Raw genomic sequence first — 23603 nt, forward strand, 5'->3', positions numbered from 1 at the left:
TACAATCATTCCAACTACTTTTCCAGCATCATTCCATTGGTAGTAGCGATATTTTTGTATTTGACCATTGTCTTTTGTCACTTCTAATGCAAGATTATCTTCTTCCCCATCATAATAATACTCGTATGTTTTAGCTCCGATTATTTTTTTTGTTCTTAGGCCATCTTCATCATATTCATATTTGGCCACTTCATTATTGGCTAAAGTAGTTACTCTTGTTTGAGCACCTAGATCATTGTATTCATATTGAAACTTATCATCCTTTTTTAAGTTTCCATCTAAATCATAGGAAAAGGATGGAACACCATTTTTGGTTACAACCTGATTTCCATCATTATACGTATAGTTCGTTTCTGTTCCATTTTGTATCCGTTTTGTTCGATTGCCTACTTTATCATATTGATACACATTCGTTGAACCATTTGGCAATTTTTCACTGGTTAATTGATCATTCGCATCATAATTATATTCGGCTATTCCATTTCGGGTGGTTTCTGTTTTAATATTCCCAGACTTATCGTATGTGTAAACAAAAGACAAGGCTGGAGTAGTTGCTGTTCCCATTGTATATTCAATCGATGTTAAGTTATTGATGCTGTCATAGGTAAAGGCATTTTTAAACAGTCCATCTTGGAAACTAACCGCTGCTTTATTTTGTTTGAGATCATACGCATAATCCATTGAAACAAGAGGACCTGAACCAATATTCGCAACAACTGTATCGATTTTCCCTTCAGCGGTATAGGTCCGTGCTTGATTAATTTTTATTGCTTGAACTGCATCACTATAATTAATCGTTTGATTTTTAACAGTTCCATTTCATCATATACATAATTAGTGGAATAGTAATTCCCCTGTGTATATTTATCGACTAAGTTATTGGTTGTATACGTAAATGTCGTTGCTAAAGATGTATTTGATACCAGATCCTTAAAGGTTTTAGCTGTTAGTTGTCCTGCATTATCATACGTATTCGTCCCACTGCAACGAATCTTGACCACTACTTTTCTTCACCGTTACAGTTTTCAGCTGATCCACGTTATCATACGTATAATTTTCTGTAATGCCAGAAGCTTGTTTAACCGTCTTCAGGTTTACATTTTCATCATACGTACTGGTTACTTTTATCGTTTGTGTGTCAGTAACAGGGAAAACAGATTCCAACAATTGATCATTTCCATCATACTTATACGTTTTTGTTTTCCCATTGGCATTCGTTAAGGCAGTCATATTCCCATTATCGTCATATTGATAACTTGTTGTATAACCTTTTCCATCTGTTACAGAGGTTTTTATTTCTGGATTCAATAAATCAAGCGTATAGCTTGTTGTGCGATTTTCTCCATCTGTTTCACTGATTACCTGACCATAATCATTATAAGAAGTACTTGTTGTATAGCCTTTCGCATCAGTGATCGTAGTTTTTTTATTCCCATCATCATACGTAGTAATCGTGAACGTATTATTGGGATTGATGACTTTAGTTTCCCTTCCAAAGGCATCGTACTCATGTGTTGTTAGTTCTTCCCCAACTTTACTGGTTGCTAAATAATACCAATATACGTATTAACCGTTTTGATTCCATCTGGATCTGTTTGTTCCAATACCTGATTCTTATTGTCGTAAACATAAGAAGTAATTTTTCCTTCTTTATCTATTGATTTTACTACATTGCCATTGGAATCGTACTGATTGGTTTCTGTTTTTCCATTTTCATCCGTTTCCGTTAACTCATTATAATTAGCATCATACGTTGTTTTACTTGTTGTATTATCTGCATTCTGAACTTCGGCTACCGCAAACGTATTGTTCGTTGTGTCTCGCTTATAAGTAGTCTCTTTGCCTGCCGTATCACTTACTACAAAAAGATTTGCTTTTTTATCATATTTATAGGTGGTTGTACAGATTCACCTTCCGCTTCTTGAGGTGTTAAAATCTGTATTTCGTTAACTTGGTAACTAAATGTATTTCGATTTTTCTTCCCATCTGTATAGGCATCAAGATAACCTGTTTTTTCATTATATTCATAGGAATTACTGATTTTTTTTGTCGTTCCAGTCGCATTAACAATCGTATTTTCTAATTGATTTTCTTCGTTATAGTGATAGTCAATCCAACGGTCTTTAAAGCTCGTTTTCACCAATTTACCGTTCGTGTCTGTCGTATCATAAAAAAGTTTGATACTGTTTCGAATCGTATTATTCGAAGCATCCACTTCCGCAATTTCGGTTAGCTGGGAGCCAGTATACCGGAATAAAATTTTGTTGGTGTTGGCATCTTGATAGGCGTATAAACGATATTTATTGGAATCATTTGGATCCAATTCAAAATATTTCGTAAAGCCATCTTTATCTTTTAAGGAAAAACCTGCTTTTCCGTTCACCGTTTCATTTTTTAAGGTTAAATATTTCCCTTTCGGAGAAGTGTAGCTGCTTGTTCCGGAATTATAAACAAATTCATGTCTCGTTCCATCTTCATCCCAATAATAAAGATTAGAAGAAGATGTTTTTTTGACTAGTGATTCATTTCCTTCAAATGTCCATCCTTTTCCTAAAACAGAGGATTGAGTCGATTTCGAATTATAATAACGGGTAAAATCGAACCCTAACTCCCCTCTTGTAAACAAGGAATGATCGGTTAGGCTAAAATTTAGATTTCCTGTTGTGACGTTAACAGAAGCTGCTGCATTCCCTAACTGATGGGTGCCATTCGTAAAATAATCTTCCAATCCAATTAAGTCATCTTCAGGAGAAATGCTTCCATAGATGCTTGTGGAAGGAGCACTCGTACCTCTCCGACCATTTATTTTACTTGTTTCACTTGGTGGTTCTATTTGGTCATTAATCGTGTAAGCCCTCACTCTTATGTCGTATGCTTTTTTGTCAAGCAGAGACTGAGGGGCATTATTTTCTTGGTAATCTTTTGTTGGATCTAAAGGCAAGTCCTTAGAATCTCCAAATAAAGTAATCCCAGAAGTATTCCAAGACGTTACATTCCCAACATCGTAACTACTATATTTTCCTCCATCATTAATTTCGACAAGTTAGCCACCTGCGTCTGCAATTTTATCCCATCTAATGTTGAGTGCTCCTCGATTATTTACATTATCGACCATTTCGCTAGATGATACAGAAATATTTTTTACCGTTGGCAACGGAATGTATCCATATTGAGAATCGGACTGATCGGTCACTCCTAAATCACAAATTGCTTTGATACGGATAGAATAGCGTTTAAACGTTAGATAATCGCCCGAATTTTGATAAACTGGATTTGGATTAATCGCAAGTTCTGCGCCTAACTTATCTTTATGAAGAGCATATCTACCCGATGCTATTTCAGCATCCGTCGGCCAGATTTTTTGTCCTTTTGTGGACCAGCTTGTCACATTTCCAACCGTAAACTCTTCGTATTCTTTCCCGTTTAATAGTAAGACTTTATATCCTGTTGCTCCTGGGACGGCATCCCATGAAAGATCCAACCAGCCTCTTCCTTTATTAATGGAATCACTTTCGGAGTATGCATAAGGCTTTACAGTTGGCATATTCGGTATATCTACTAAAAAAGCAGGAATCGCTTTTTTCACTTCCGCGGATAACGGACTTTCTCCATTTGTATATTTGGCTTTCACTTTAAAGCCGTATTCTTTTCTAGTTGTCGTAGTGCCGCTCTTAGCGGAATAAAAGCTACTTGGATCAACCGCAAGTTCTACCCCCGTTCCATCTAACTTGTAGGAACTGCTTGTCGAATATGGCGCCTTTGGAAAGATATTTTTCCCTTTGGAAGACCAGCTTGTCCCGGTTCCTGTATATACGGTCTCAAAACTTTTTCCATTGTACATTTGCAATTCATAGGAAGTTGCCCCGTAAACAGATGGCCAAGTAACATTCACATATCCAGTCGTTTGCCCATCCCCATACTGTGCTGCAGTAATAGAAGGGTTTTGCATCGTTGGATAATGATAACTAATTATCAGTTTAGCCACATTGGCTGTTTCCGCAGAGCTTAACTTTTTCCAATAGGTTTGGCCATTCCCATTTGTATGGAATTTAAATCCATCATTTCCATAATCCCCATCAATCCATCCTTGTACGGTACCTTTCACATTAAAGGTTGCCCATTGATCACGTGCTACGGAGGTACTTGTAATATTGGTGGATCCTGGTTTGTTATTCCAAGTTAATTCATTGGCATACCATGGACCTGTCACTCTATCTACCCATAACCCTGTTTGTTGTGTAGCATAATAGGAATGGGTAACATAGGCTTTTAGATCAGCAGAATCAACTACTGCTCCTTTTAAATTGGTTAAAGAAAATTTGATAAAGGCATAGTTGGTTCCGGTGGTACCGGGTACCTTTGTACCAATATCTAGAAGCACCTTTTGCTATTCTATATGATTTAACTGCCTTAAATGCAGTACCACCAACTAAGCCTATTCCAACAGCAACTGCCGCTTTTTTCCATCCACCTTTTTTATATGCTTTATATCCATCATATGCTGCAAATCCAACATTTACTGCCATCAAAAAGAAATCACCATCAGGATCAACCTGTAACACCGGGTTATTCCCTGCATACATATATCCATTTTGAGAAATTGGATCATCGTCATCACCAGGATGAGGGGCTAACGCTAGGAAATTACCATTTAGAGGATCGTAATATCTTGCTTTTAAATAATTCTAATGTCACTGTACCAACATGAAGATGAGATTCGGGATTTATGGATTCGATAAAAGCATTCTCCAATTCGTTGATGAATTTTAGTTCTTCACTACCAGGGAGTCCATCATCATTCGGATGCTTTAAATTCAATTTTATACTGAAAGCATAAGGATAATTATCCTGATTGATTTCTTCCCAAACAACTAAATCAATTAAAAATATGCAATTTTATCCTCCACTAGATCAAAATATATTTTCCAGTGCTCTGACATAATAAGATCCTCCCAAACTTTTATCCTCTAATTTTATACAAGTATTCACGTGGAAGTTTTTCCATAAATCAATTCCATGCATTTTCGTTTGAAAAGGTCTCGTAATCAAAGCTTGTTTCATAAGAGAACTCTTTTTTTGTTTTTTTTTTGAATATGCTTAGCTACTTACATACAGCAGCCCTTCAAAATTTTCATTATTAGGGTACCGTCAGGAAAATGCGGATTTACAACGCTAAGCCCATTTTCAAGACGATTCCCCCATTTTTAACAACATTAAGAATGTTTTAGTGGTCTTAAAGAATCTAACTATATGACATACCCGAAAACCTAATTTCACATTTTCCTACTGTGACTTTTCTTTGTTATCATGAACTGTGACAAGGTGTTTTTTTTGGAAGGAATTTGTAACTTTTTAATAGAATAATTATGAAGATGATCAGATAATAAATTTTTACACATAAGGAGATAAAACTATGGAAAAAAACAAATTACTAAGAATGGACAATGTCGGCATCATTGTAGAATCCCTTGATGACGCAATCTCTTTCTTCGAGGAGATTGGCTTGAAGCTCGAAGGGCGAGCCACTGTCGAAGGTGAATGGGCTGGTCGCGTAACCGGATTGGGTTCTCAGTGCGTAGAGATTGCTATGATGGTTACCCCAGATGGCCACAGCCGACTTGAACTTTCGCGATTTCTCACCCCACCTACTATATCAGATCACCGAACTGCTCCTGTAAATGCCCTCGGTTATCTACGCGTTATGTTCACCGTTGAAGACATTGACGAAATGGTATCCAGACTCACTAAGTATGGTGCTCAGCTCGTTGGCGAAGTGGTTCAGTACGAGGACTCGTATCGGCTCTGCTACATTCGTGGAACCGAAGGACTTCTAATCGGTTTGGCGGAACAACTCGGTAACAAATAAGTAAGTGACGTTTTATAAAAAGCCTTTACTGAAATATACATTACTGAAGTAAAAATTGAAACAGAAAAGCAGTGTGAAAGTAACTCGATGAAGTCGGGTACGTCATATAACACAGCATTCACGCTGCGGGACCTTGGTCGCTAGGAGAAGAAGCAGGGAAGCAGATTCAGGCTCGCAGGGTTCGTGAATGCGAAAAATGTTATATGCCAATCCGTCTCGATTTGAAGAAAATTCTTATTCATTAAAAGGGCGCTTTAACGGAGCAACGAAAAAAGCCGAATTTCTCAAATATAAATGTTGAGAAATTCGGTTTTTTAATATGGTAATTTCCTTATCGTTGTAAATCCGAATTTTCTTGACGCTACCCCTTATTTAACATTTTCTCAGGATTTTGAAGTATTTCTACATAATTATCTTGTCCTCTCGCAATTACAGCACATCTGGTATACAAAAAATCATCTACCGAAAATTCATTCGGAGTTTCATCCTTAAACGAATATTCTCTCATATTTTCTGCATGTTTTTTTGTATCTAATAAATATAATTTGTGTGCGATAGTTTCTTCAAATTGTTTTATTTCTTTTACTTTCATTTTTGATAGTTTTAGTATTAATGGTTTTATACCCTCTTTCTCATTTTCCTCTGAAAAATTAATGAATGAGGAGGGTCCAAAAATCCTCAACTTCCATTATAAAAATATTCATACGTTTTTGTAACAAGATCATTGCATTCATAAATAAAACTTATCGTGCTTTTTTATGTTTTACTCTAAACCATAGGAGAAAGCAACCCCATATTTTAAAAAACACCAAACTAAAAAAAAGAAAGAAGCACAACCATGCAACTGTTGTACTTTAATCTATGATTTTGGACAAATTTCGGGAGGTCACTGTGGTTGCCCCCCTTATAATGGACATATAAGATAGTATAGAGATACGACATAACTACATTTTAAGGGGAAAAAGTATGACAAAGAAACGTTCATTCTCACATAATAGTGTCGAAGTTAAACTAGAAGCTGTCCTTCAGGTATTGGAAAGTAAGAAATCGGTAATAGAGGTTGCGAACAGTCTGAATTTACACCGTGATACTGTTAACCGTTGGGTTAATGCATATAAGGAGCAGGGACCAAGCGGTTTAGAAAATCCGTATTCCCACATATCCTCTCAACCTAAAAATAATAGTAAAAAAGTTAAAGAATTAGAGAAACAATCATCAAACATAGTCCACTTTTTAAGTTGCTGAACATTAAAAGTTAATGATGCTTCCCCTCTAAGATGTATTCGTCTCGATTTGCTTTCTCAATATTGCATCTAACATAACAATAGTATATTGTTGTATTCGGTAATATGGTTCATCAACTTAAACCATTAAACTGATTATTGGAGGTATTTTACTGAATGAATAAACAGGACCAACTAAATATGATCAAAGAAGATTTTATTAATTGTCAAAAAGTACTATTGGCAATTGGTGATGAAACACGTCAATCGATCTTGTTAGTTCTAATGGGGACGGATTGTCAAACAGGATTACGTGTGGGTGAAATCACTGAACAAACACATCTTTCTCGACCTGCAGTGTCCCATCATCTTAAGGTTTTACGAGATGCCGGTGTTATTTTAATGCGTAAAGAAGGGACAAAAAACTTTTATTATATTAATGTACGTACAGAATTAGGTTTATTAAGAACGCTTGTGTTGAATATTGATAAGTTCATGCAGAACTTTTATTGAAATGATGAAATTTAAACACACATTATTTGGAGGTATAGGCTATGAGAGCAATGGTTATTGATAGGTATGGGAAAGTTCCAATGCGTTTGGCAGAAATGCCCACACCTGAAATTGATGAATATGAGGTACTCGCAGAAATTCATGCAGCTAGTATTAATCCTGTTGATTTTAAGATACGCGATGGGAAAGTGAAATTGTTAGTTAAATATAAAATGCCTCTTATCTTAGGGAATGACTTTTCTGGTGTCGTTGCAAAGGTTGGCGCAAAAGTGACTCGTTTTAAAGTTGGTGATGAAATATATGCACGTCCACGTAAGAGTAAAATCGGTACTTTTGCTGAATATATCGCTATTCATGAAGATGACATCTCCTTAAAACCTAAAAGTTTAAGCTTTGAAGAAGCAGCATCGATCCCGTTGGTTGGGTTAACCTCCTATCAAGCTCTAACTGACATTTTGCAATTACAAAAGGGACAAAAGATTTTAATTCAAGCTGGGGCTGGTGGTGTCGGTACCTTTGCTATTCAACTGGCCAAATTAATGGGTGCCACTGTTGCAACGACTGCCAGTGAAGCTGGTGCGAATTTAGTAAAATCTCTTGGTGCAGATGAAATTATAAATTACAAGACAGAAAAATTTGAAGAGATACTGAAAAACTATGATGCCGTTTTTGATACACTTGGGGGCGAGATACTCGAAAAATCATTCGAAGTGATAAAAAGCGGAGGAAAAATTGTTTCCGTTTCGGGATTACCGAATGCTCGTTTTGGTAAAGAATTTGGTTCCGGATTTTTTAAAACGTTGTTGTTTTCAGTAGCAAGTAATAAACTTACTGCGCTTGAAAAAAAGCATAATATTCAATATACGTTTTTGTTTATGAAGCCAAGTGGAGAGCAATTACGTATAATCGCAAACTTTATCGAGACTGGTAAAATCAAACCTATAATTGCTAGAGTTTATCCTTTTGAAGATGCTCAAAAAGCGATGGAATATGCGGAGTCAGGAAGGGCAAAAGGGAAAATAATATTAAAAATCAGATAGTTGTCAAACGAAGCAAAAATATATCCTAACTTTCCATTTTTTCTTATTAATGATTCTATTAAAAGTCACTCCCTTTTAATCAATCTTTTTTCAAAATGGAGTCTTTTGTATTAATGTTAAATATAGGGTAAAGGTTAACTTTTCGATCAATCTTTATTCTAAAGCTACAAATGATCTTCAACGAACGGGCTCTCATCAGTGGGGGAATGAGGAAAACCCCCACTGATGGAAGTTTACTTTATAACAAATTAACTATTACTTTTCTTTAAAGCTTGGTCCAAGTCGTATATTAAGTCATCAATCGCTTCCGTACCAATTGACAAGCGAATCATATCAGGCGTTACACCGGTAGATTTCTGCTGCTCTTCAGTCAACTGTTGGTGGGTTGTGCTTGCAGGATGAATGACAAGTGATTTTGAATCTCCTACGTTGGCCAAATGTGAGAACAACTCCAGTGAATCGATAAATTTGCGTCCAGCTGCTTCTCCACCTTTGATTCCAAACGTCAATAGAGCTCCCTGTCCTTTAGGAAGGTATTTCTTGGACAATTGATAATATGAACTTGATTCTAATCCAGGATAATTAACCCAGTTAACCAGGTTATGATTCTCAAGAAATTGGGCGACCGCTAATGCATTTTGCGAATGCCGCTCCATCCGTAAATGAAGAGTCTCCAATCCTAATAAAAATTGAAAAGAGTTAAAAGGTGAAACTGCTGCACCAATATCACGTAACAACTGTACTCGTGCCTTCACAATATAAGCAAGCTTACCTAAAGCCTCAGTATAAGAGATTCCATGATAGCTTGAATCAGGTTCAACTAGTCCAGGGAACTTACCATTCGTCCAGTCAAACGTGCCTCCGTCGACAATAATACCCCCTATGGATGTACCATGACCACCGATAAACTTGGTTGCTGAGTGAACTACAATATCAGCTCCATGGTCAATGGGACGGTTAAGGTATGGGGATGGGAACGTATTATCAACAATAAGTGGAATACCCGCATCATGTGCGACTTTTGCGACCGCTTCAATGTCAAGTACATCAATTCTTGGATTTCCAATCGTTTCGGCATAAACTGCTTTGGTTTTATCAGTAATGGCCTCTCGGAAGTTTTCCGGGTCTCTTGGATCTACAAATTTCACATTAATGCCGAGTTTTTTCAAAGTGACAGCAAACAGGTTATATGTGCCTCCATATAAGTTGGTAGAAGATACAATCTCATCCCCTGATCCAGCTATGTTTAGAATGGATAATGTGATGGCGGCTTGTCCTGAAGATGTGGCAAGCGCACCGACACCACCTTCCAACAACGCAATTCTTTGTTCAAATACATCTTGTGTTGGGTTCATAATCCGAGTATAGATATTCCCCGATTCCGCTAATGAAAATAAGTTTGATGCATGTTCCGTATCCTTAAAAACATAAGAACTAGTTTGATAGATTGGCACAGCCCTTGATCCGGTCGTCGGATCTGGTTCTTGCCCACCGTGAATCGACAATGTTTCCAAACCCCATTTTCTTTCTGACATAACTTAGCCCTCCTTTAAATATTTCTTGTTTTCTTGATACTTGCATAATAGATTTATAAAGGTAAATCTTGATCCATTTGATATCCAGTTTACTTTCAGCATCAATAATAAGGTTAAGTACTGGAGATCTACATTCTACTTCATTTTTAAGTTCCCCAATCCTCTCTTCGCTTTCTTCCATATGTATATTCGCTACAAACGAATCTTCTGGAAATACGTAGAGACACCCTCCTCTATCACTATAGATCATTATCCCTTTACAACCATTCTTCATCAATCCCACTTACCAGCAGCGGGCACTTTAATCAATGAAGAAGTTAGAGCCGTAATATTACCTCCCTTATAATCCACAGTATTTTTATAAGAATAATAGTATATTAAAAAATTTCAAGTGTAAAGATAAATATTGTAAATTTTTACATTATTATTTTAGGGGAAATATTCTTAATAATTCTTCGAAACCAATGTTCTTTCGAAAATATGCCATTTTCACTTAATATACTTCCAAATGCCTCATATTGTAAGAACCTACTGTCACATCGCCTAGTTTGTTTGTGCAAAAATAATAGGGTCTTCGTGAAGGAATTGAGCTGGCCAAGAAAGAAGGAAAATTTAAAGGTCGATTAAAGAAATATCATAAAATCATGCAGGGATGAATTATGCAGTAAAGCTATATAAAGAAGGAGGTATGACTGTAAATCAAATTTGTAAAATTACAATTGTGTCAAGGGCTTCATTATATAGAAAGCTATCGGAAGGGAACAAATAATCATTTCTTATTCCATTAAAGGGCCATTTAATGGAATAAGCATTTATATTTTAATGTAGTTATATATTACAAGTGTTTATCCAGCAAATTAATAAAATAGAGGAACTTCCTTGATTTATGTTTCATGAAATGAACCAAAGGAAGCCCCGTATGAAGAATTATAGTAATATTTGAAATGATAAAAAGTGGTACATCTCACTTCTCATTCTTTAGCCATTAAACTAGAAAGTAAGTCTGGAAAGTATTTTCCGGCAAAACGCAAAAATTTTGAAACACCCGGAACTACTCGTTTCTTGTGCTTTTCCATGCCGTTGATTCCATGTTTAACGAGTGTATCTAAACTCATATTTGGAATGCTGCTACCGTCCTTCATGCTCGGTTCAAGATTTGTTTCTGCAACGAGTGGTGGGACGAGCTCCATGATGTGAATATTCCCTTCTGACTTATTTAATTGGATACGAAGTGCATCGGTAAACATATGAACGCCGGCTTTTGTTGCCGAATCGAAAAAAGGGAGATTGCTCCCCCTCTCTTACATTTACCCATGCACTTTCATGCTGTAATAATTAGCTTTTGCATTGACGATTACATGATCTAACACTTCAATTCCTAATACTTTTCCGCATTCTACTAATCTTATAGTTACAGTGATATCTTCTATAGAAGGATTTACATCTCCGCTTGGATGCTGGTGGGCTCACACTTTTTACCGTGCATGTGGCGCTAGTGGGAAATTAGCAAAGAGTTAAGCCAAAAGCCAGGGCAATCAATGATGAATTTTTCGGTGATTGGATTTCCATGTACAGAATTTGGCGAGCTTTCCACATGATTAGTACCTTTCTAAAAGCTATTTCGGTGATACGATTCTTGCTGGATTGCCTACTGCTGTATGATGAGCTGGAACGTCCTTCAAAACAAGAGCCAAAGCCCCGATTTTTGCGCCTTCTTCTATTGTGATTGCTCCTAGAACTGCGGCCCCTGCTCCTATAAAGACACGATTTCCTATCTTCGGATGACGTCTTCCTGGCTTATTACTTACCCCTCCAAGTGTGACACCATGATAAAGGACAACATCGTCACCAATCTCTGCTGTTTCTCCGATGACTATCCCTGTTCCATGGTCAATCAGCAGTCTTTTACCGATTGTAGCTGCAGGATGAATTTCTACCCCTGTTAGCACATGGGCAAGCTGAGAAATCAACCGCGCCGCTAAATGAAGATTCCTCGTCCACAAAAAATGTGATAACCGGTAAAACCAAACCGCATGTAATCCAGTATAAGTGAGAATCACTTGGGTGTTCGAGGTAACAGAGGGATCATGTTCCCGAACCATTTGGATCTCCTCCATAAAAGCTGATTTTCTCCTGAATCGAAATGGTTTGTTGCTCATTTTCAGTAGTTTCATAACGTGTTTTCCACATCCGTAATGGATTGATCAAGAATGGAAAGTCCTTCATCCAGCTCTTCGTAACTCACAGTAAGAGGTGGCGCTATTCGGAAAACCCCACCCATACCAGGCAGACAGACAATGTTCATATGGAGACCTAACGCAAGGCATCGTGCCGTAATTCGATCACCAATCTCTTCTGAGCGTTCTTTGCTAATCTTATCCCTTACAATCTCAATTCCCTGCAGCAGACCTCGCCCTCTAGCATCGCCGACGACTTCGTGTTTTTGCACCAAATTTTTAAGTGCTGCAGCTAAATATTCCCCTTTTTCTCGGACCTGTACAAGGAGATTCTCCTGTTCAATCACATTCATGACCGTGCACCCAACAGCTGCTACGAGTGGATCATTGACATGCGAAGTGTAAAATACAAAACCATTATCATGGGCTTTTTGCTCAATTTCTTCTGTTGTCACGAGAGCAGCAAGAGGTAGTCCTGCGCCAAGTGTTTTTGATAATGTCAAAATGTCTGGGGTTACACCGTCGTGCTGGAAGCCGTACCAATGTCCTGTTCTACCAAAGCTTGTTTGCGCCTCATCAAAGATTAATAGCATTCCTCGCTCCTGACATTTTTTCTTAAGTGCAGCTAAATATCCGGGCGGAGGAACAAGAATGCCACCACCAGATACAATTGGTTCTACGATGCAAGCTGCCAAGCTGCCTACAGACTGAGCATCGACCATTGCAAAACCGTAATCTAGCTGTTTCTGCCAATCAAGATTCTCATTTTCATCCACGAAATCTGGGCGATATTCATAAGGAGTGGGAATAGCCAACTGTCCAGGTGAGCCAGGTAATCCACTTTTTCGAGCAGAAGCATACGTTGCTCCTGCACTGGCTTCTGTTAACCCATGCCAAGATCGATTAAAGGAGACAATCTCGAATTTCCCTGTGACCAACTTTGCCATTCTTAATGCAGCTTCATTCGCTTCCGAACCAGTCGATAGAGGGATGACTTTGGATAGAGGAGCCGTTACTGTCTGGGCAATGTGTGTGCATAGATTAATGCTAGGTCTTGAAAGCATCCCACTGAACAGATGATCGAGTCGACCAGCGGCTTCATGTATAGTTGCCACCACATCAGGATGAGAATGGCCGATTGTCGAGGACATCTGACCCGATGTGAAATCTAAGATTTTTCTTCCTTCTTCCGTGTATACATAGCTTCCCTCGGCACGGTCGATAATTTCTGGGATGAAGAATGGTGCACCATACCTTCCAACGTGTCGTTCCACATCCCCCCAAGGATCTGTTCTTTTTTCATATGGATTCATCAATTTTTTTCCTCGCTCTCCTTCATAAATTTGCTCTTAATCTACTTAATGTTTATTATTAATTAATATAAAACGAAAAACAATCAAGTTTTCCTTAACAATATGTTTAGTTATTCTGAAAGGAGGAATCAAATGCTCAACACTTGGCGATTACAATTACTTGTACAATTCGAAACCTTAGGAACCATGCATCGTGTTGCCGAAGTCATGTACATTAGCACAGCAACTGTATCGCAACAGCTTAACCTTTTGGAGAAAGAAACCAATATAATTTTGTTTGAAAAAGTGGGACGAAGAGTTCAATTAACACATGAGGGTCGCGCTCTGGTGAAACAAGTTAGACCAGTGCTTAATCAGCTTGAATTGATTGAGAACTCTCTAAATGACACCTCTGACGTCATTCAGGGGACTGTTCGGATTGCCTCCTTCTCAAGTGCTTTGCGTGCAATTGTTATTCCAGCCGTATCGAATTTGTCGAAAAGATTCCCTCAGCTTCAGATTAGGTTATCAGAAATGGAACCGGATGGGAGTCTTCCTGCGCTTGACTCCCATCAATTTGATCTAGCTGTTGTCGCTTATTTTGAAAAACCTCATTCTCTCAAGCAAAACGATCGACGTCTCATCAAACTTGGAACAGACCGTCTGATGGTTCTAGTCGGTGATGAAAATCCACTGATAAAACACCCTCTTGTCAGCATAGATGAGCTTGTGGAAGAGAATTGGGTAATAGAACCTGATGGGACCTACCTTTCTGAATACACAAAGAACCTGTGTCGTACTGCTGGATTCCAACCAAATGTTATGAATATCTTTCAGAGCTATTCGACCATACAGACAGTGGTTGCTCAGAATCTTGCTATTGGCATTCTGCCGAAACTAGCAGTAACAGAACAGGTAGAAGGCGTTCATCTTCTAAACTTACAACCAGAATCGACACGCCATATTTACCTTGTTGCTCGCAGGTCTCAAGCGACACTTCGTTCCATACAGATTGTTACTGAAGCGATCACCGAACAATCGCGACGTGTGTTCACTGACTATTAGTGGTGAATCGATGAGAAGAATAAAAATAGACAGCTAACTGTGGTATGTGAAAAACAAACACAGTTAATTGTCTATTTTTATTACTAGAACGCTTCACTTATGATACGGCTCACCGTAAAATAACAAAATGAGATAAGCATTACATAACCCTCTTTCAGCTTAGATTGTAATGTCTATTTCCATCTCTCCATTTTAGGAAGTTTTTTTACAAACATTCCTGCCAATAACTTCGGAAAACCCATTTCGATGCATTTATCTTTTACAAATTGTTTCATTTCATCTACAGAAATGTCCTTTTGCGTAAATTCTCCTTCTTGATAACAATGCTTACAGTACATAGAACTTTTATCTAAATTCTTCTCCGTACCACGATCTTCCATTTTTTTTAATGGCATAGCACAGCTTTGGCATTTTTTATATTCTTTCATATTATCACCTCAAATTGTATTTCAATTAAGCTTCTAATGTTTATAAAGTAAACTTCCATCAGTGGGGGTTTCCTCATCCCCCACTGATGGAAAGGTTCACTTTATCAAATTTAATTCTTGTACATACAATAACACATTTACTCAGACACCATTATGTCTTATATGTTAATATTTATCGAAAATTTTCTTTGCTCTTTCTTTTATTATTTCCCTAATATGTTGTGGTTCAAGTACTTCAACCTGATCCCCCACACTTAATATCATACGATAAACCCATTTATCTCTGGTAATGTTTCAGTTAAATAAATCCACCCGTCATCACTATATTCGATAAAATAGTTAGTTTCGATTTGAAAGCACGTTAGACCCCAAATTAATAGTAATAATTTTTTATGAATTAGAAAAAAATAGTATTTAGGAAAGGAGGGATTGTGAATGTCCGTAAAAAAGTGGGTAACAGAATTGGTCGTGTTGCTAGCAATGATTATAGTTGTGGCAACTCTAGGCCCGCTCGGCGTATTTGCCGAATCCGGTGTTGTAACTCATCCTATAGAGACGATGAAAGCGATTGAGGTCGAGTTGAACGATGATTACTTTAATCCGAAAGTCATCACTCTTCTGAATGGAAGAACCACAACGTTGATACTCAAAAACAAAGGTAAGAAAGAGCACACCTTTACAGTGGAAAAGCTCGGAATTGACGCCGAAGTTCAGCCGGGAAAAGAAAAAAGCATTACCGTGAAACCGAAACAGCCCACTACATATGAACTGATATGTAAATATCATTTCAAGGAAGGAATGGTGGGAAAAGTAATAGTCAAATAACAAGCAGGACCAATCGGACCTTGCTTGTTGTTTGATGGACAATCGCATAGATGTTTAGAATATTAATATTAGTTCCACCTCTAATAAATAGTAATATAATGTATGGAAATATATAAACCATTTATAATGAGGTGGAAAGGTGTACTTTTTTAAACCTATTTCTGATGAGGTTCGTTTATCTCAAATAATATTCAATAAACATAAAAAAACGATAAAGCTCATTTTAGGGTCTATTTTTGGCTGTCTTGCTGCTATTTTACAGGCCGCTGGTGGCTTTTTACCAGGTATAGGATATTTTTTAAGTCCGCTTGCCACTGCACCTATTCTGTTATTTTCCATGCTTTCCATTCCATTTGGAGTAATATCCTATTTTCAAACAATTATGTTGTTAATCATCCTACAGCCAACTGAACTAATTGTATTTCCTTTTACAACAGGATTGTTAGGAATTGGCTTAGGGGCATCTTTTTACTTCTTTAGGAACAGATTAAGTATTATTGCTACTGGAGCTATTCTTTTAATGTTAGGAATTATGAATCTACTATTTATTTTTCACTTTCCAGTTTTAGGTCCAGCCGTCTCTGATTCCTTTTCATATCTTACAACTGGATGTATCTTTTTATTTTCTTTCCTTTATAGCTGGTTATGGGTAGAAATTGCTTTACTCATTTTCAAAAGATTAAAAATGATTATAATTTAGTAATCCTTCAGATGACCCCAGTCTCACTCTACCCATTTTTTTCAGACGGTTTAAATATCCGACATAAAGTTCAACTAGCCATCAGTGTGGGTTTAGTTCATCCCCCACTGATGGCTTGCTTGAGGTACACAGGATGTGGATCACACAAACGCTGCCACAGGAACTGGCGCCCTTAGTTTGGAAACCTGATTGCTCCTTTGTTTTTAATATCGATTCAATTAAATCAATGAAAGAGATTTATCAAGAATAAGTAGAATTTTATAGTTGTAATTCATGGAACTATTTCAAAAACAGTACCTTGGTTAAAATCAGTCACTTTCATAGAGCCATAAACCCCTAAATATAATCTGGTTTGATTCAGATTCGTTCCCAAATTAACATAATGTGCTGATTGAGATCCAAAATCATAATCGGTATGAATCACACTAAAATCGTTTTGTTTACCATCTGGTCTTACGCTGGTATATGCTAAAGCCCCTCTAACCTGAGGTTGAGATTCTTTCCGGGCTATATCGGTAAACACAACTTTTCCTGTTAAAGCAGGGATTCCGTTCCCCATATATGGCTGGATTCCTGTAATTGCAGTTCCTCCAAACTTATTAGGTCTGGTATCTTTATGAAAATAACTAGATAAAGGCTGAAGACGACTCCCAGAAAGTGTTACTGCTTCATTGTAATAAGCTATTGTTTTCTCATCAAAAGTCGGATTATTAATGCAGCTACTTATAATCGAAGTAGGAAAAGTACCTTCCCACCCTCGCCAGCCAAAGTTCATAAATCCTTCTTGGTCGGGTTCAGAATTCATGAATGAAGCTTTAATAAGCTGAGTAACCGGTATTGGTTTATAATGAACGAATGCAAAAATCGACTCGACCAAATCCTGTCCGACATTTCCTGCATATTTAATATACTGATTATTAAACCTTTGAAATGAAATGCCCGGTATATTTCGAACCCCTTTGGCCATTACCGTGATCGTTTCCTGAATAGTTGTGGGAAGTTCATTAAAACGTGTGACAATGGGTGGATTATTGATGTTTGTATTTTTTCTTACATCAATTTCAATTATTTTACCAAATATTTCCATATCATCCTGACTTAAATTAAATGGATCATAGCCTGATCCACCATCCCCGGTTGTTAAAACAAGTTTTCCGGTTTCAGGTGAAAAGTTCAAGCTATTGACACCATTATGATTTGAAAATGGTCTTCTTAAGTTAAGTAATGTCCGTAGTTTTTGTGGATGACCACTCGATTGTAAGATCCATTCTTCAACCGTATCAATATGATCATATTGAGAATCTCTATTTATCCACCTTTGGTTTAAAGTTTTAGGATCACACGGGTCAGGTTTAAAACTTTCAGGTTGAGCACCTGGACCTTGTGTTCCAGCTACTGAATAATGAAGATAAAACAGACCGTTATAAAAAAAGTCGGGATGAAACGCTAGCCCCAGCAATCCCCGTTCATCATATCCACCACTAGAAACACCTAGTTTTAAGATTCGCGGGCGAATATCTAAAAAAGTCCTAAAACTTGAGTTTCCTATGTAAAAGATCTCTCCTACCTGGGTTGCAATAAATAATCTTTCCATTGAGTCACCTGGAAGTATAGTTGTTTTCAAAACAGTGGGTAAATTTATCTTACTTACAATGGGTCGTAAACTAACTTTAACTTTTTTCAACTACCTAGACCTCCTTATTATTCTTTTCTTTTATAAGAATATGATTAGAGTGGTTCTATAAGTACCAAATTAGCACCGGGGAATCTGACCAGGCAATAGCCCATTGTTGTCCGCAAAAAGTGCACTCAAACTAAAGAAGGGGGGTTTTTATCCCACTCTTAACGGGCAGTATGACCCCCACCTCAAGTTGCTAAGGAATCGAAGAAGCTCTAAGAAGTCGGAGAGAATAAAGGAATATCACGGGTTGTAGTGAAAAAAATTCCGAGGATGTTTTCAGGAATTGAATAATGATCAATAAAAAAAAGGAAAGACACTAATTCTCCCCTTTTTTTCAGATTATTTTAAATAAAAAGAGGATTTTGATAACCACGTAAATCATCTTTTTGCAATCCTAGCAACTTGCTGAATAGCAGGTTATTGCTCATTTTTCCTGTCTTATAACTGATTAAAACATCCTTTTGCTTCAGCAAAAATCACTAAAAATGTCTTCACGACTTTATCCAATTTTATCCAGCATTTTACAATTATTCCATATACTCTACCTCCCATTCGTCAGAATCTAACTCCATCGTTTCTAAATTCCATTCAAATGTTAAAATAGCGGATTGTCTCGATTTATGGGTAAGAAGCCGCTTTCCATTTTTGATTACAAGACTTTCGGCTTCCCAAAATGCTACTGTTTCATCCTCTCCTGTCCGGTTACATACGAACATGGGAAGTCCTGTTTCTTTTGACCTTTGTTCCCACTCACCGTTTGGTCCGTGTAAGCCTGGTCCCCAAGAGGATGGAGCAACTAGTATCTCTGCGCCGTTCGCTGCAAGTGCAGCCGCAATATTTTTCGTATAGGCGTCTGCACAAATGACAATGCCTGCTTTTACATTCCCCATATCGATTGGTTCCAACACCTCACCAGCAGTACTCCATTCATCTACAATAGTCAGCTTTCTTTGTTTTCCAATAAGACGACCCTTTTGATTAATAACAAATACAGAATTATAAAACTCCTTTTGATTAGGGGACTTTTCCGGACATCCAAGAAATACATTTGCATTGCTGGACTTAACCAACTCGATAAAGTTTGTCATCCATTCATCAGGCTGCTTGCTAATCCAATCAGTCCCAATCTTTCTGGAAAACTGCAGGCCGCTTACAGCTAATTCTGGTGTGACAATCCAATCAGCCTTTTTCTTTGCAGCCAGTTTCACCGCCCTTTCAATAAGGAGTTGATTATGTTCTATATTTCCAGTAATCGGCAATACGTGCAATAAAGCTATTTTAATTTTCTTCATTAAATTTCCACCTTGACTTTTATCTTCTCCTAGAAATTCTATCAACTGATTAAATCTCCATCGTAATACATTCAATAAACTTATTCTTTAGTCAGAAAGCCATTTATTGGCGCTAGATCGAATTTCATTCATTGGATTATTCCAAAACAAACTCTATAACGTCATTCTGCAGCATTTAAGGATAATAGTTTTAAACATACAGCCTGCTCATCATCACAAGTAATAGAATTTATATCTTCTAATCTTATATAGGCTTCACCGTCATATTCTCCATCGTCATCTAAAATGGATACTACCAGCATCTCATTTTCAATCTTTTTAACCAAACCTTGAACCATACCTTCTTGAAAGAGTTTAACGAAAATAACCAATTTATTTTTCACTGCGAACTTGAGAAGCGATAGCATTAAATGCTCATTTTTCCCATCAAAATCAAGATGACTTTGCTGCTTAATCGTATATAGTTTTTTAATATTGTTAATATATTTTGTATTTTTATTAATTTGATAAATATCATCTGTAGTCAATAGATGAAAGCCATCATACATGCCAATTGGAGAAACACTTGCAAGCAATACAAAATCCTCTGAAAACTTCAGAACTTTCCCTACTTCGAACTTAGCAGCATGATCAACATCCGTATATATTTCAATAAATTCTTTACTGACAATTGCTTTTAATAATTCTTTTTTCATTTACTTCTCCTTTAATATCATATGAATTTTGAAGGGATTTTTTTTCTAAAGGTTACAAATGTAACAATTCATTGCTTTCATTATCCCGTACATTAGAAAAACTGTTCCTATTTTTTCTCTATCTCTCGTATCATTAATTCCAGCTTTGCAACTGTTTTCCAATTTCGTACAGTTGTAGGTATTCCGATTTTCTGAAGTTGGATGGCAAGCTTGGATTTATGAAAACTTCGCCGTAAAAATAAATAAATTTCTTTTCCATGTAATTCACATGCCTCTAATTCATTTACATAAGCATGCAAATGCTGGATCGCTTCGTTTGACGGCTCCTTCTCTAATAGGGCAAGATGGACACTTTCCCCTTCAGCAAGCGAGTGAACAGGATAAGGACAATGCTGGATAATTTGTTCCCATTCTGATAAGGTTCTTACAACAACAGTCACCGAAAAACCATAAAAAGTTTTAATTTCGTCTTCAATAAGCTGCTGTATATATCCTGCATTTTCTTCTGACTGAAAAAGGATATTTCCGCTTTGTATATAGGTTGTCACCTCTAATAAACCTTTATTGATTAATAGAGTCTTTAAATCTTTCATCTTAATAATATGATGTCCACCCACATTAATCCCTCTTATTAGTGCTATATAAACAGTCATTATATCTCCTTTCTTTTTTCAGGAAATAATCTATCAAATCTTCTTCATGTTCTTTAATTCTTGAAGCCGGGCAAAAAATCCTCCATACATCCAAGATCTGGTACTTAGAAAAATAAAGTGAACCTTCCATCAGTAGGGTTTTACTGCCCGTTATGTGTGGCATAAAAAAAACAAAACCTTTCCTTTTACTAAAGTCTAGGTTTTGCCTTTCTTTTTATTCACCTTTTTTCAAAAGAAGGTGTTTCATGTTTCTCCTTCTTATCAAAAAATTGGAATGCCCATTTCATCAAAGGCGGCACACAAAATAAGATAAATAACAGTCGAAATAATTGATAGGTTGTAATAATGGTTAATTCCCCATTTACTGCTTGCCCAAGTACTGCCATTTCTGCCATTCCACCAGGCGCTAAACCAATAAATGCCGTAATGATGCTTACGTTGTGTTCCATATTTATGAGGATGATCCCAAGTAATAAGGAGAAAGCAACTAACAGAATGGAAGAAGCAATTGCTACCGTGGAAAATACCGCTTTATTTTCTATTTCTCCAAGCTTTATTCTTAAACCTAAATCGATTCCAATTAAAATTTGCGATGCGCTTATGATGCCTACCGGCAATGCTGGTACATGCAATCCCGTTAAGACGAGTGCTGCAATAGCCAGCATGGATCCAATCATATACGGAGTTGGAAATTTGCATTTTTTCACAACCAATGAACCAATTAATGCCAGAAGTAGAAACAGAAGGATAGACCAATGAAAGGAATGGCTAGCTTGAACAATAACAGTGCCATTTTGCACCTTGCCATGCAGCAATGGACTATAAACAAGAAACGGAACAAGCATCACTACAGAAATAATCCGGCTGACTTGGATAATCGTTACAACCGCAAGATCAATGCCTTTTAGTTCTGTACACAATGCCATCATTTGAGTCAATCCACCTGGAATGCTTCCAGCAATGGTAGACTTATAATTTGAATGGGTAATTTTCGTCGTAAAATAGGCCAGTATCAAACTAAAAGCAATCATTGCAAGCGTCATGGCAAGCATGGATGGCAGGTGACGGAACATTTCCATAAACGTATCTTTTGAAAAAGTAATGCCTATGGAGTATCCAATGGAAACGAGCCCTGCATCTCGAAAAGAAAATGGCAGTTTCGGAGATTGTTTTGTTATTTTGCAGAAAATAATGGTGCCGATCATTGGACCAAGCAGCCAGGCTAACGGTAAATGACAAACATAAAAGATCAATCCACCCAAACCGGCGGAAACACTAAGTTTTAACAATGACATATTTAATCCCTTCTAGCCTAAATGCTCGTTAAGTATTTCCATTATACTATTTATTGAGTTGGGATGAAGGAATATTTCGGAAAAAACCGCTTCATTCTTTTAAAAACATAATAAATTCCATACAAAAGGCAATAGTATCATAAGATAGCAGCTTACTGAATCAGTTCTTTTGCATTTTTAAGGAAATCGAAAAAAAATGGATTTATTCATTAAAGCTTCTTGCTGATCTCTTTCATTTTAATTTTTTCGAGCTTCCATTTATTATTGCTTCTAGTCCATATGGTTTCCATATACGCTATTGTATCTGAATCCGCAACACCACATATTTTTTGTTTTCCTTTGAATGCCGGCTTATGATGATAAATCATTGTAGTCAAAGAACTATATGGCTGTACCATCATTTCAGTCGGTTCATTTAATTGGCCTTTACGGTATATTCCTAATTTTTCATAACGCTCTTTTCGCTCCACCAGATTAAAAGAATAGGTTTTCAGTCCTTCGATGGTTAACTCTGCTTTGTAATCTGCTTTAAACTCACTTGTAATGCCTGGCAATTCAGGTAATGCTAATTCTTTTAATTCTTTATGTGCAAAAGTATACAGATAATTAGCAGCGTTGCTTCCTTTTTCATCGGTTAAAACTTTAAGCAACATGGCTTGATTTTTACTTTTATCTATATCCACCATTTGCAAGGTTGGATGGTATCCTCCCTCTATTTGAGCGCTCTTTTTTGTACCAGTGCTATCATACACTTCCAATGCTAATTCTTTAAACGATTTCTTGTCTTCCTTTGCTGCAATTCCCTTCAATTGAATGGTTTCAAGCGTTCCATCATGAAAATAATCTAGTTTATTGTTATATATCACCGTTTCTACTTCCTCTTTTTCTAATGCATAGGCCCCGGTAATGGCACTTAATGACATAAAAAAGAAAGCAGTAAAAGCAAAGAGCAATTCTTTTTTCATATAATCCCTCCTACATCTTTAACATAATATTATCTTGTCCAATAATGGTAAAATCATGTAAGGAAGGAAAAAGAAAAAGTGCATTTTTTTTGTCTCAGCAGGGTGTTTATAAGAAAAGGAGAGGCTTAGCACAAAGATTTAACTTATGACCTAACTAAAAATCTTTCATCACATGATGGGAAAATGACACAAAAATAAGAAAAGCGCAAGCGCCCTTGCTCATCGACAGAATAAGCTGGACTGAATCGAGTGAGATAAAGGAAACACGAAGAACGTAGTGATTCGATGTTGACTTATCATAGACGAGGTGAGGGAAGCGTTGAAGTCGATAGGGCGCTGGAGCTAGACACTAGTCTAA

Annotated in this window: 26 protein-coding genes and 4 pseudogenes; 8 read left to right on the top strand and 22 right to left on the bottom strand. The window is 37.0% G+C overall.

What is annotated here, in order from left to right:
* From ACTYBU_RS20370 to ACTYBU_RS20405, 8 genes and pseudogenes are all read right to left on the bottom strand, one after another.
* Window positions 1-681, bottom strand: a pseudogene (locus ACTYBU_RS20370) (hypothetical protein); the annotation flags it as partial.
* A gap of 83 nt (window positions 682-764) precedes the next feature.
* Window positions 765-1001 carry a hypothetical protein gene (locus ACTYBU_RS20375; protein WP_445492601.1) on the bottom strand — a complete coding sequence of 79 codons (237 nt, stop codon included), beginning with the start codon at window positions 999-1001 and terminating at the stop codon, window positions 765-767.
* Window positions 964-1308, bottom strand: coding sequence for a hypothetical protein (locus ACTYBU_RS20380; RefSeq protein ID WP_445492603.1), 345 nt, complete (start codon window positions 1306-1308; stop codon window positions 964-966). Before ACTYBU_RS20380 ends, ACTYBU_RS20375 begins: the two co-directional genes overlap by 38 nt.
* A 550-nt stretch (window positions 1309-1858) precedes the next feature.
* Window positions 1859-2941 (bottom strand): DUF6531 domain-containing protein, encoded by a 1083-nt coding sequence (locus tag ACTYBU_RS20385; RefSeq protein WP_445492604.1) that lies wholly within the window; start codon window positions 2939-2941, stop codon window positions 1859-1861.
* Window positions 2942-3043: 102 nt separating this feature from the next.
* Window positions 3044-4381 carry a DNRLRE domain-containing protein gene (locus tag ACTYBU_RS20390; protein ID WP_445492606.1) on the bottom strand — a complete coding sequence of 446 codons (1338 nt, stop codon included), beginning with the start codon at window positions 4379-4381 and terminating at the stop codon, window positions 3044-3046.
* Window positions 4284-4562: a hypothetical protein gene (locus ACTYBU_RS20395; RefSeq protein ID WP_445492608.1), complete on the bottom strand. Its 279-nt coding sequence runs from the start codon at window positions 4560-4562 to the stop codon at window positions 4284-4286. Before ACTYBU_RS20395 ends, ACTYBU_RS20390 begins: the two co-directional genes overlap by 98 nt.
* Window positions 4539-4682: pseudogene (locus ACTYBU_RS20400) on the bottom strand (RHS repeat-associated core domain-containing protein); the annotation flags it as partial. The pseudogene ACTYBU_RS20400 and the gene ACTYBU_RS20395, both read right to left, overlap by 24 nt.
* Entirely contained in the window at window positions 4645-4890 is a 246-nt protein-coding gene (locus ACTYBU_RS20405) for a DUF695 domain-containing protein (RefSeq protein WP_445492735.1), read from the bottom strand. The gene ACTYBU_RS20405 and the pseudogene ACTYBU_RS20400, both read right to left, overlap by 38 nt.
* 523 nt (window positions 4891-5413) lie before the next feature.
* Here ACTYBU_RS20405 and ACTYBU_RS20410 point away from each other — a divergent pair.
* Window positions 5414-5866 (top strand): VOC family protein, encoded by a 453-nt coding sequence (locus ACTYBU_RS20410; protein ID WP_445492610.1) that lies wholly within the window; start codon window positions 5414-5416, stop codon window positions 5864-5866.
* A gap of 361 nt (window positions 5867-6227) precedes the next feature.
* Here the strand turns inward: ACTYBU_RS20410 and ACTYBU_RS20415 are convergent, their stop codons facing one another.
* Window positions 6228-6548, bottom strand: a complete 321-nt coding sequence (locus ACTYBU_RS20415) for a DUF4240 domain-containing protein (protein WP_445492611.1) — start codon at window positions 6546-6548, stop codon at window positions 6228-6230.
* A 284-nt stretch (window positions 6549-6832) separates the two neighbouring features.
* On the opposite strand from ACTYBU_RS20415, the gene ACTYBU_RS20420 reads away from it, so the two are divergent.
* The 3 genes from ACTYBU_RS20420 (at window position 6833) to ACTYBU_RS20430 (ending at window position 8642) form a co-directional block, all read left to right on the top strand.
* Entirely contained in the window at window positions 6833-7111 is a 279-nt protein-coding gene (locus ACTYBU_RS20420) for a transposase (RefSeq protein WP_445492613.1), read from the top strand.
* Window positions 7112-7266: 155 nt separating this feature from the next.
* On the top strand, window positions 7267-7602 hold the full coding sequence (locus ACTYBU_RS20425; RefSeq protein WP_445492615.1) for an ArsR/SmtB family transcription factor: 336 nt from the start codon (window positions 7267-7269) through the stop codon (window positions 7600-7602).
* Window positions 7603-7643: 41 nt separating this feature from the next.
* Window positions 7644-8642 (top strand): NADP-dependent oxidoreductase, encoded by a 999-nt coding sequence (locus ACTYBU_RS20430; RefSeq protein ID WP_445492617.1) that lies wholly within the window; start codon window positions 7644-7646, stop codon window positions 8640-8642.
* A gap of 248 nt (window positions 8643-8890) precedes the next feature.
* Here the strand turns inward: ACTYBU_RS20430 and ACTYBU_RS20435 are convergent, their stop codons facing one another.
* Window positions 8891-10177 (bottom strand): homocysteine synthase, encoded by a 1287-nt coding sequence (locus ACTYBU_RS20435; RefSeq protein WP_445492618.1) that lies wholly within the window; start codon window positions 10175-10177, stop codon window positions 8891-8893.
* A 575-nt stretch (window positions 10178-10752) separates the two neighbouring features.
* Here ACTYBU_RS20435 and ACTYBU_RS20440 point away from each other — a divergent pair.
* A pseudogene (locus ACTYBU_RS20440) lies at window positions 10753-10946 on the top strand (helix-turn-helix domain-containing protein); the annotation flags it as partial.
* Between the two features lie 202 nt (window positions 10947-11148).
* Here the strand turns inward: ACTYBU_RS20440 and ACTYBU_RS20445 are convergent.
* The 4 genes and pseudogenes from ACTYBU_RS20445 to ACTYBU_RS20460 all read right to left on the bottom strand — a co-directional run bounded on the left by ACTYBU_RS20445 (window position 11149) and on the right by ACTYBU_RS20460 (window position 13667).
* Window positions 11149-11424: a hypothetical protein gene (locus ACTYBU_RS20445; RefSeq protein ID WP_445492620.1), complete on the bottom strand. Its 276-nt coding sequence runs from the start codon at window positions 11422-11424 to the stop codon at window positions 11149-11151.
* A gap of 60 nt (window positions 11425-11484) precedes the next feature.
* Window positions 11485-11631, bottom strand: a pseudogene (locus ACTYBU_RS20450) (JAB domain-containing protein); the annotation flags it as partial.
* A gap of 162 nt (window positions 11632-11793) precedes the next feature.
* Window positions 11794-12279, bottom strand: a complete 486-nt coding sequence (cysE, locus tag ACTYBU_RS20455; protein WP_445492622.1) for a serine O-acetyltransferase — start codon at window positions 12277-12279, stop codon at window positions 11794-11796.
* A gap of 68 nt (window positions 12280-12347) precedes the next feature.
* Complete coding sequence (locus tag ACTYBU_RS20460; protein WP_445492623.1) at window positions 12348-13667, bottom strand: aspartate aminotransferase family protein; 1320 nt, start codon at window positions 13665-13667, stop codon at window positions 12348-12350.
* 132 nt (window positions 13668-13799) lie between these two features.
* Between ACTYBU_RS20460 and ACTYBU_RS20465 the strand changes: the two genes are divergently transcribed.
* Window positions 13800-14711, top strand: a complete 912-nt coding sequence (locus tag ACTYBU_RS20465) for a LysR family transcriptional regulator (RefSeq protein WP_445492625.1) — start codon at window positions 13800-13802, stop codon at window positions 14709-14711.
* A gap of 173 nt (window positions 14712-14884) precedes the next feature.
* Here the strand turns inward: ACTYBU_RS20465 and ACTYBU_RS20470 are convergent, their stop codons facing one another.
* Both ACTYBU_RS20470 and ACTYBU_RS20475 read right to left on the bottom strand, forming a co-directional pair.
* Complete coding sequence (locus tag ACTYBU_RS20470; RefSeq protein WP_445492626.1) at window positions 14885-15139, bottom strand: zinc ribbon domain-containing protein; 255 nt, start codon at window positions 15137-15139, stop codon at window positions 14885-14887.
* A gap of 165 nt (window positions 15140-15304) precedes the next feature.
* The gene (locus tag ACTYBU_RS20475) at window positions 15305-15430 is read right to left on the bottom strand and encodes a hypothetical protein (RefSeq protein ID WP_445492736.1); all 126 of its coding nucleotides are present in this window, start codon (window positions 15428-15430) and stop codon (window positions 15305-15307) included.
* Window positions 15431-15574: 144 nt separating this feature from the next.
* Between ACTYBU_RS20475 and ACTYBU_RS20480 the strand changes: the two genes are divergently transcribed.
* Together ACTYBU_RS20480 and ACTYBU_RS20485 are read left to right on the top strand one after the other, a co-directional pair.
* Window positions 15575-15964 (top strand): cupredoxin domain-containing protein, encoded by a 390-nt coding sequence (locus ACTYBU_RS20480; RefSeq protein ID WP_445492628.1) that lies wholly within the window; start codon window positions 15575-15577, stop codon window positions 15962-15964.
* Between the two features lie 139 nt (window positions 15965-16103).
* Window positions 16104-16664: a hypothetical protein gene (locus ACTYBU_RS20485; protein WP_445492629.1), complete on the top strand. Its 561-nt coding sequence runs from the start codon at window positions 16104-16106 to the stop codon at window positions 16662-16664.
* 271 nt (window positions 16665-16935) lie between these two features.
* Here ACTYBU_RS20485 and ACTYBU_RS20490 read toward each other — a convergent pair whose 3' ends face one another.
* The 6 genes from ACTYBU_RS20490 to ACTYBU_RS20515 form a co-directional block, all read right to left on the bottom strand.
* Window positions 16936-18348 (bottom strand): PQQ-dependent sugar dehydrogenase, encoded by a 1413-nt coding sequence (locus ACTYBU_RS20490; RefSeq protein WP_445492631.1) that lies wholly within the window; start codon window positions 18346-18348, stop codon window positions 16936-16938.
* A gap of 524 nt (window positions 18349-18872) precedes the next feature.
* Window positions 18873-19637 carry a carbon-nitrogen hydrolase family protein gene (locus ACTYBU_RS20495; protein WP_445492633.1) on the bottom strand — a complete coding sequence of 255 codons (765 nt, stop codon included), beginning with the start codon at window positions 19635-19637 and terminating at the stop codon, window positions 18873-18875.
* Between the two features lie 161 nt (window positions 19638-19798).
* Window positions 19799-20332: a hypothetical protein gene (locus ACTYBU_RS20500; RefSeq protein ID WP_445492634.1), complete on the bottom strand. Its 534-nt coding sequence runs from the start codon at window positions 20330-20332 to the stop codon at window positions 19799-19801.
* Between the two features lie 107 nt (window positions 20333-20439).
* The gene (locus ACTYBU_RS20505) at window positions 20440-20985 is read right to left on the bottom strand and encodes a DUF1697 domain-containing protein (RefSeq protein WP_445492635.1); all 546 of its coding nucleotides are present in this window, start codon (window positions 20983-20985) and stop codon (window positions 20440-20442) included.
* 218 nt (window positions 20986-21203) lie between these two features.
* Window positions 21204-22280 (bottom strand): AbrB family transcriptional regulator, encoded by a 1077-nt coding sequence (locus ACTYBU_RS20510; protein WP_445492637.1) that lies wholly within the window; start codon window positions 22278-22280, stop codon window positions 21204-21206.
* A gap of 209 nt (window positions 22281-22489) precedes the next feature.
* Window positions 22490-23245: a hypothetical protein gene (locus tag ACTYBU_RS20515; RefSeq protein ID WP_445492638.1), complete on the bottom strand. Its 756-nt coding sequence runs from the start codon at window positions 23243-23245 to the stop codon at window positions 22490-22492.
* Window positions 23246-23603 lie beyond the last annotated feature (358 nt).

It is taken from the genome of Niallia sp. 03133 (assembly GCF_052663225.1).

What these genes read in the sequence shown, in the direction of transcription:
- ACTYBU_RS20410 (WP_445492610.1), top strand. Translation starts at nt 5,414, where the DNA reads ATGGAAAAAAACAAATTACTAAGAATGGACAATGTCGGCATCATTGTA.
- ACTYBU_RS20420 (WP_445492613.1), top strand. Translation starts at nt 6,833, where the DNA reads ATGACAAAGAAACGTTCATTCTCACATAATAGTGTCGAAGTTAAACTA.
- ACTYBU_RS20425 (WP_445492615.1), top strand. Translation starts at nt 7,267, where the DNA reads ATGAATAAACAGGACCAACTAAATATGATCAAAGAAGATTTTATTAAT.
- ACTYBU_RS20430 (WP_445492617.1), top strand. Translation starts at nt 7,644, where the DNA reads ATGAGAGCAATGGTTATTGATAGGTATGGGAAAGTTCCAATGCGTTTG.
- ACTYBU_RS20435 (WP_445492618.1), bottom strand. Translation starts at nt 10,177, where the DNA reads ATGTCAGAAAGAAAATGGGGTTTGGAAACATTGTCGATTCACGGTGGG.
- ACTYBU_RS20445 (WP_445492620.1), bottom strand. Translation starts at nt 11,424, where the DNA reads ATGTTTACCGATGCACTTCGTATCCAATTAAATAAGTCAGAAGGGAAT.
- cysE (WP_445492622.1), bottom strand. Translation starts at nt 12,279, where the DNA reads ATGGTTCGGGAACATGATCCCTCTGTTACCTCGAACACCCAAGTGATT.
- ACTYBU_RS20460 (WP_445492623.1), bottom strand. Translation starts at nt 13,667, where the DNA reads ATGAATCCATATGAAAAAAGAACAGATCCTTGGGGGGATGTGGAACGA.
- ACTYBU_RS20465 (WP_445492625.1), top strand. Translation starts at nt 13,800, where the DNA reads ATGCTCAACACTTGGCGATTACAATTACTTGTACAATTCGAAACCTTA.
- ACTYBU_RS20470 (WP_445492626.1), bottom strand. Translation starts at nt 15,139, where the DNA reads ATGAAAGAATATAAAAAATGCCAAAGCTGTGCTATGCCATTAAAAAAA.
- ACTYBU_RS20480 (WP_445492628.1), top strand. Translation starts at nt 15,575, where the DNA reads ATGTCCGTAAAAAAGTGGGTAACAGAATTGGTCGTGTTGCTAGCAATG.
- ACTYBU_RS20495 (WP_445492633.1), bottom strand. Translation starts at nt 19,637, where the DNA reads ATGAAGAAAATTAAAATAGCTTTATTGCACGTATTGCCGATTACTGGA.
- ACTYBU_RS20500 (WP_445492634.1), bottom strand. Translation starts at nt 20,332, where the DNA reads ATGAAAAAAGAATTATTAAAAGCAATTGTCAGTAAAGAATTTATTGAA.
- ACTYBU_RS20505 (WP_445492635.1), bottom strand. Translation starts at nt 20,985, where the DNA reads ATGACTGTTTATATAGCACTAATAAGAGGGATTAATGTGGGTGGACAT.
- ACTYBU_RS20510 (WP_445492637.1), bottom strand. Translation starts at nt 22,280, where the DNA reads ATGTCATTGTTAAAACTTAGTGTTTCCGCCGGTTTGGGTGGATTGATC.
- ACTYBU_RS20515 (WP_445492638.1), bottom strand. Translation starts at nt 23,245, where the DNA reads ATGAAAAAAGAATTGCTCTTTGCTTTTACTGCTTTCTTTTTTATGTCA.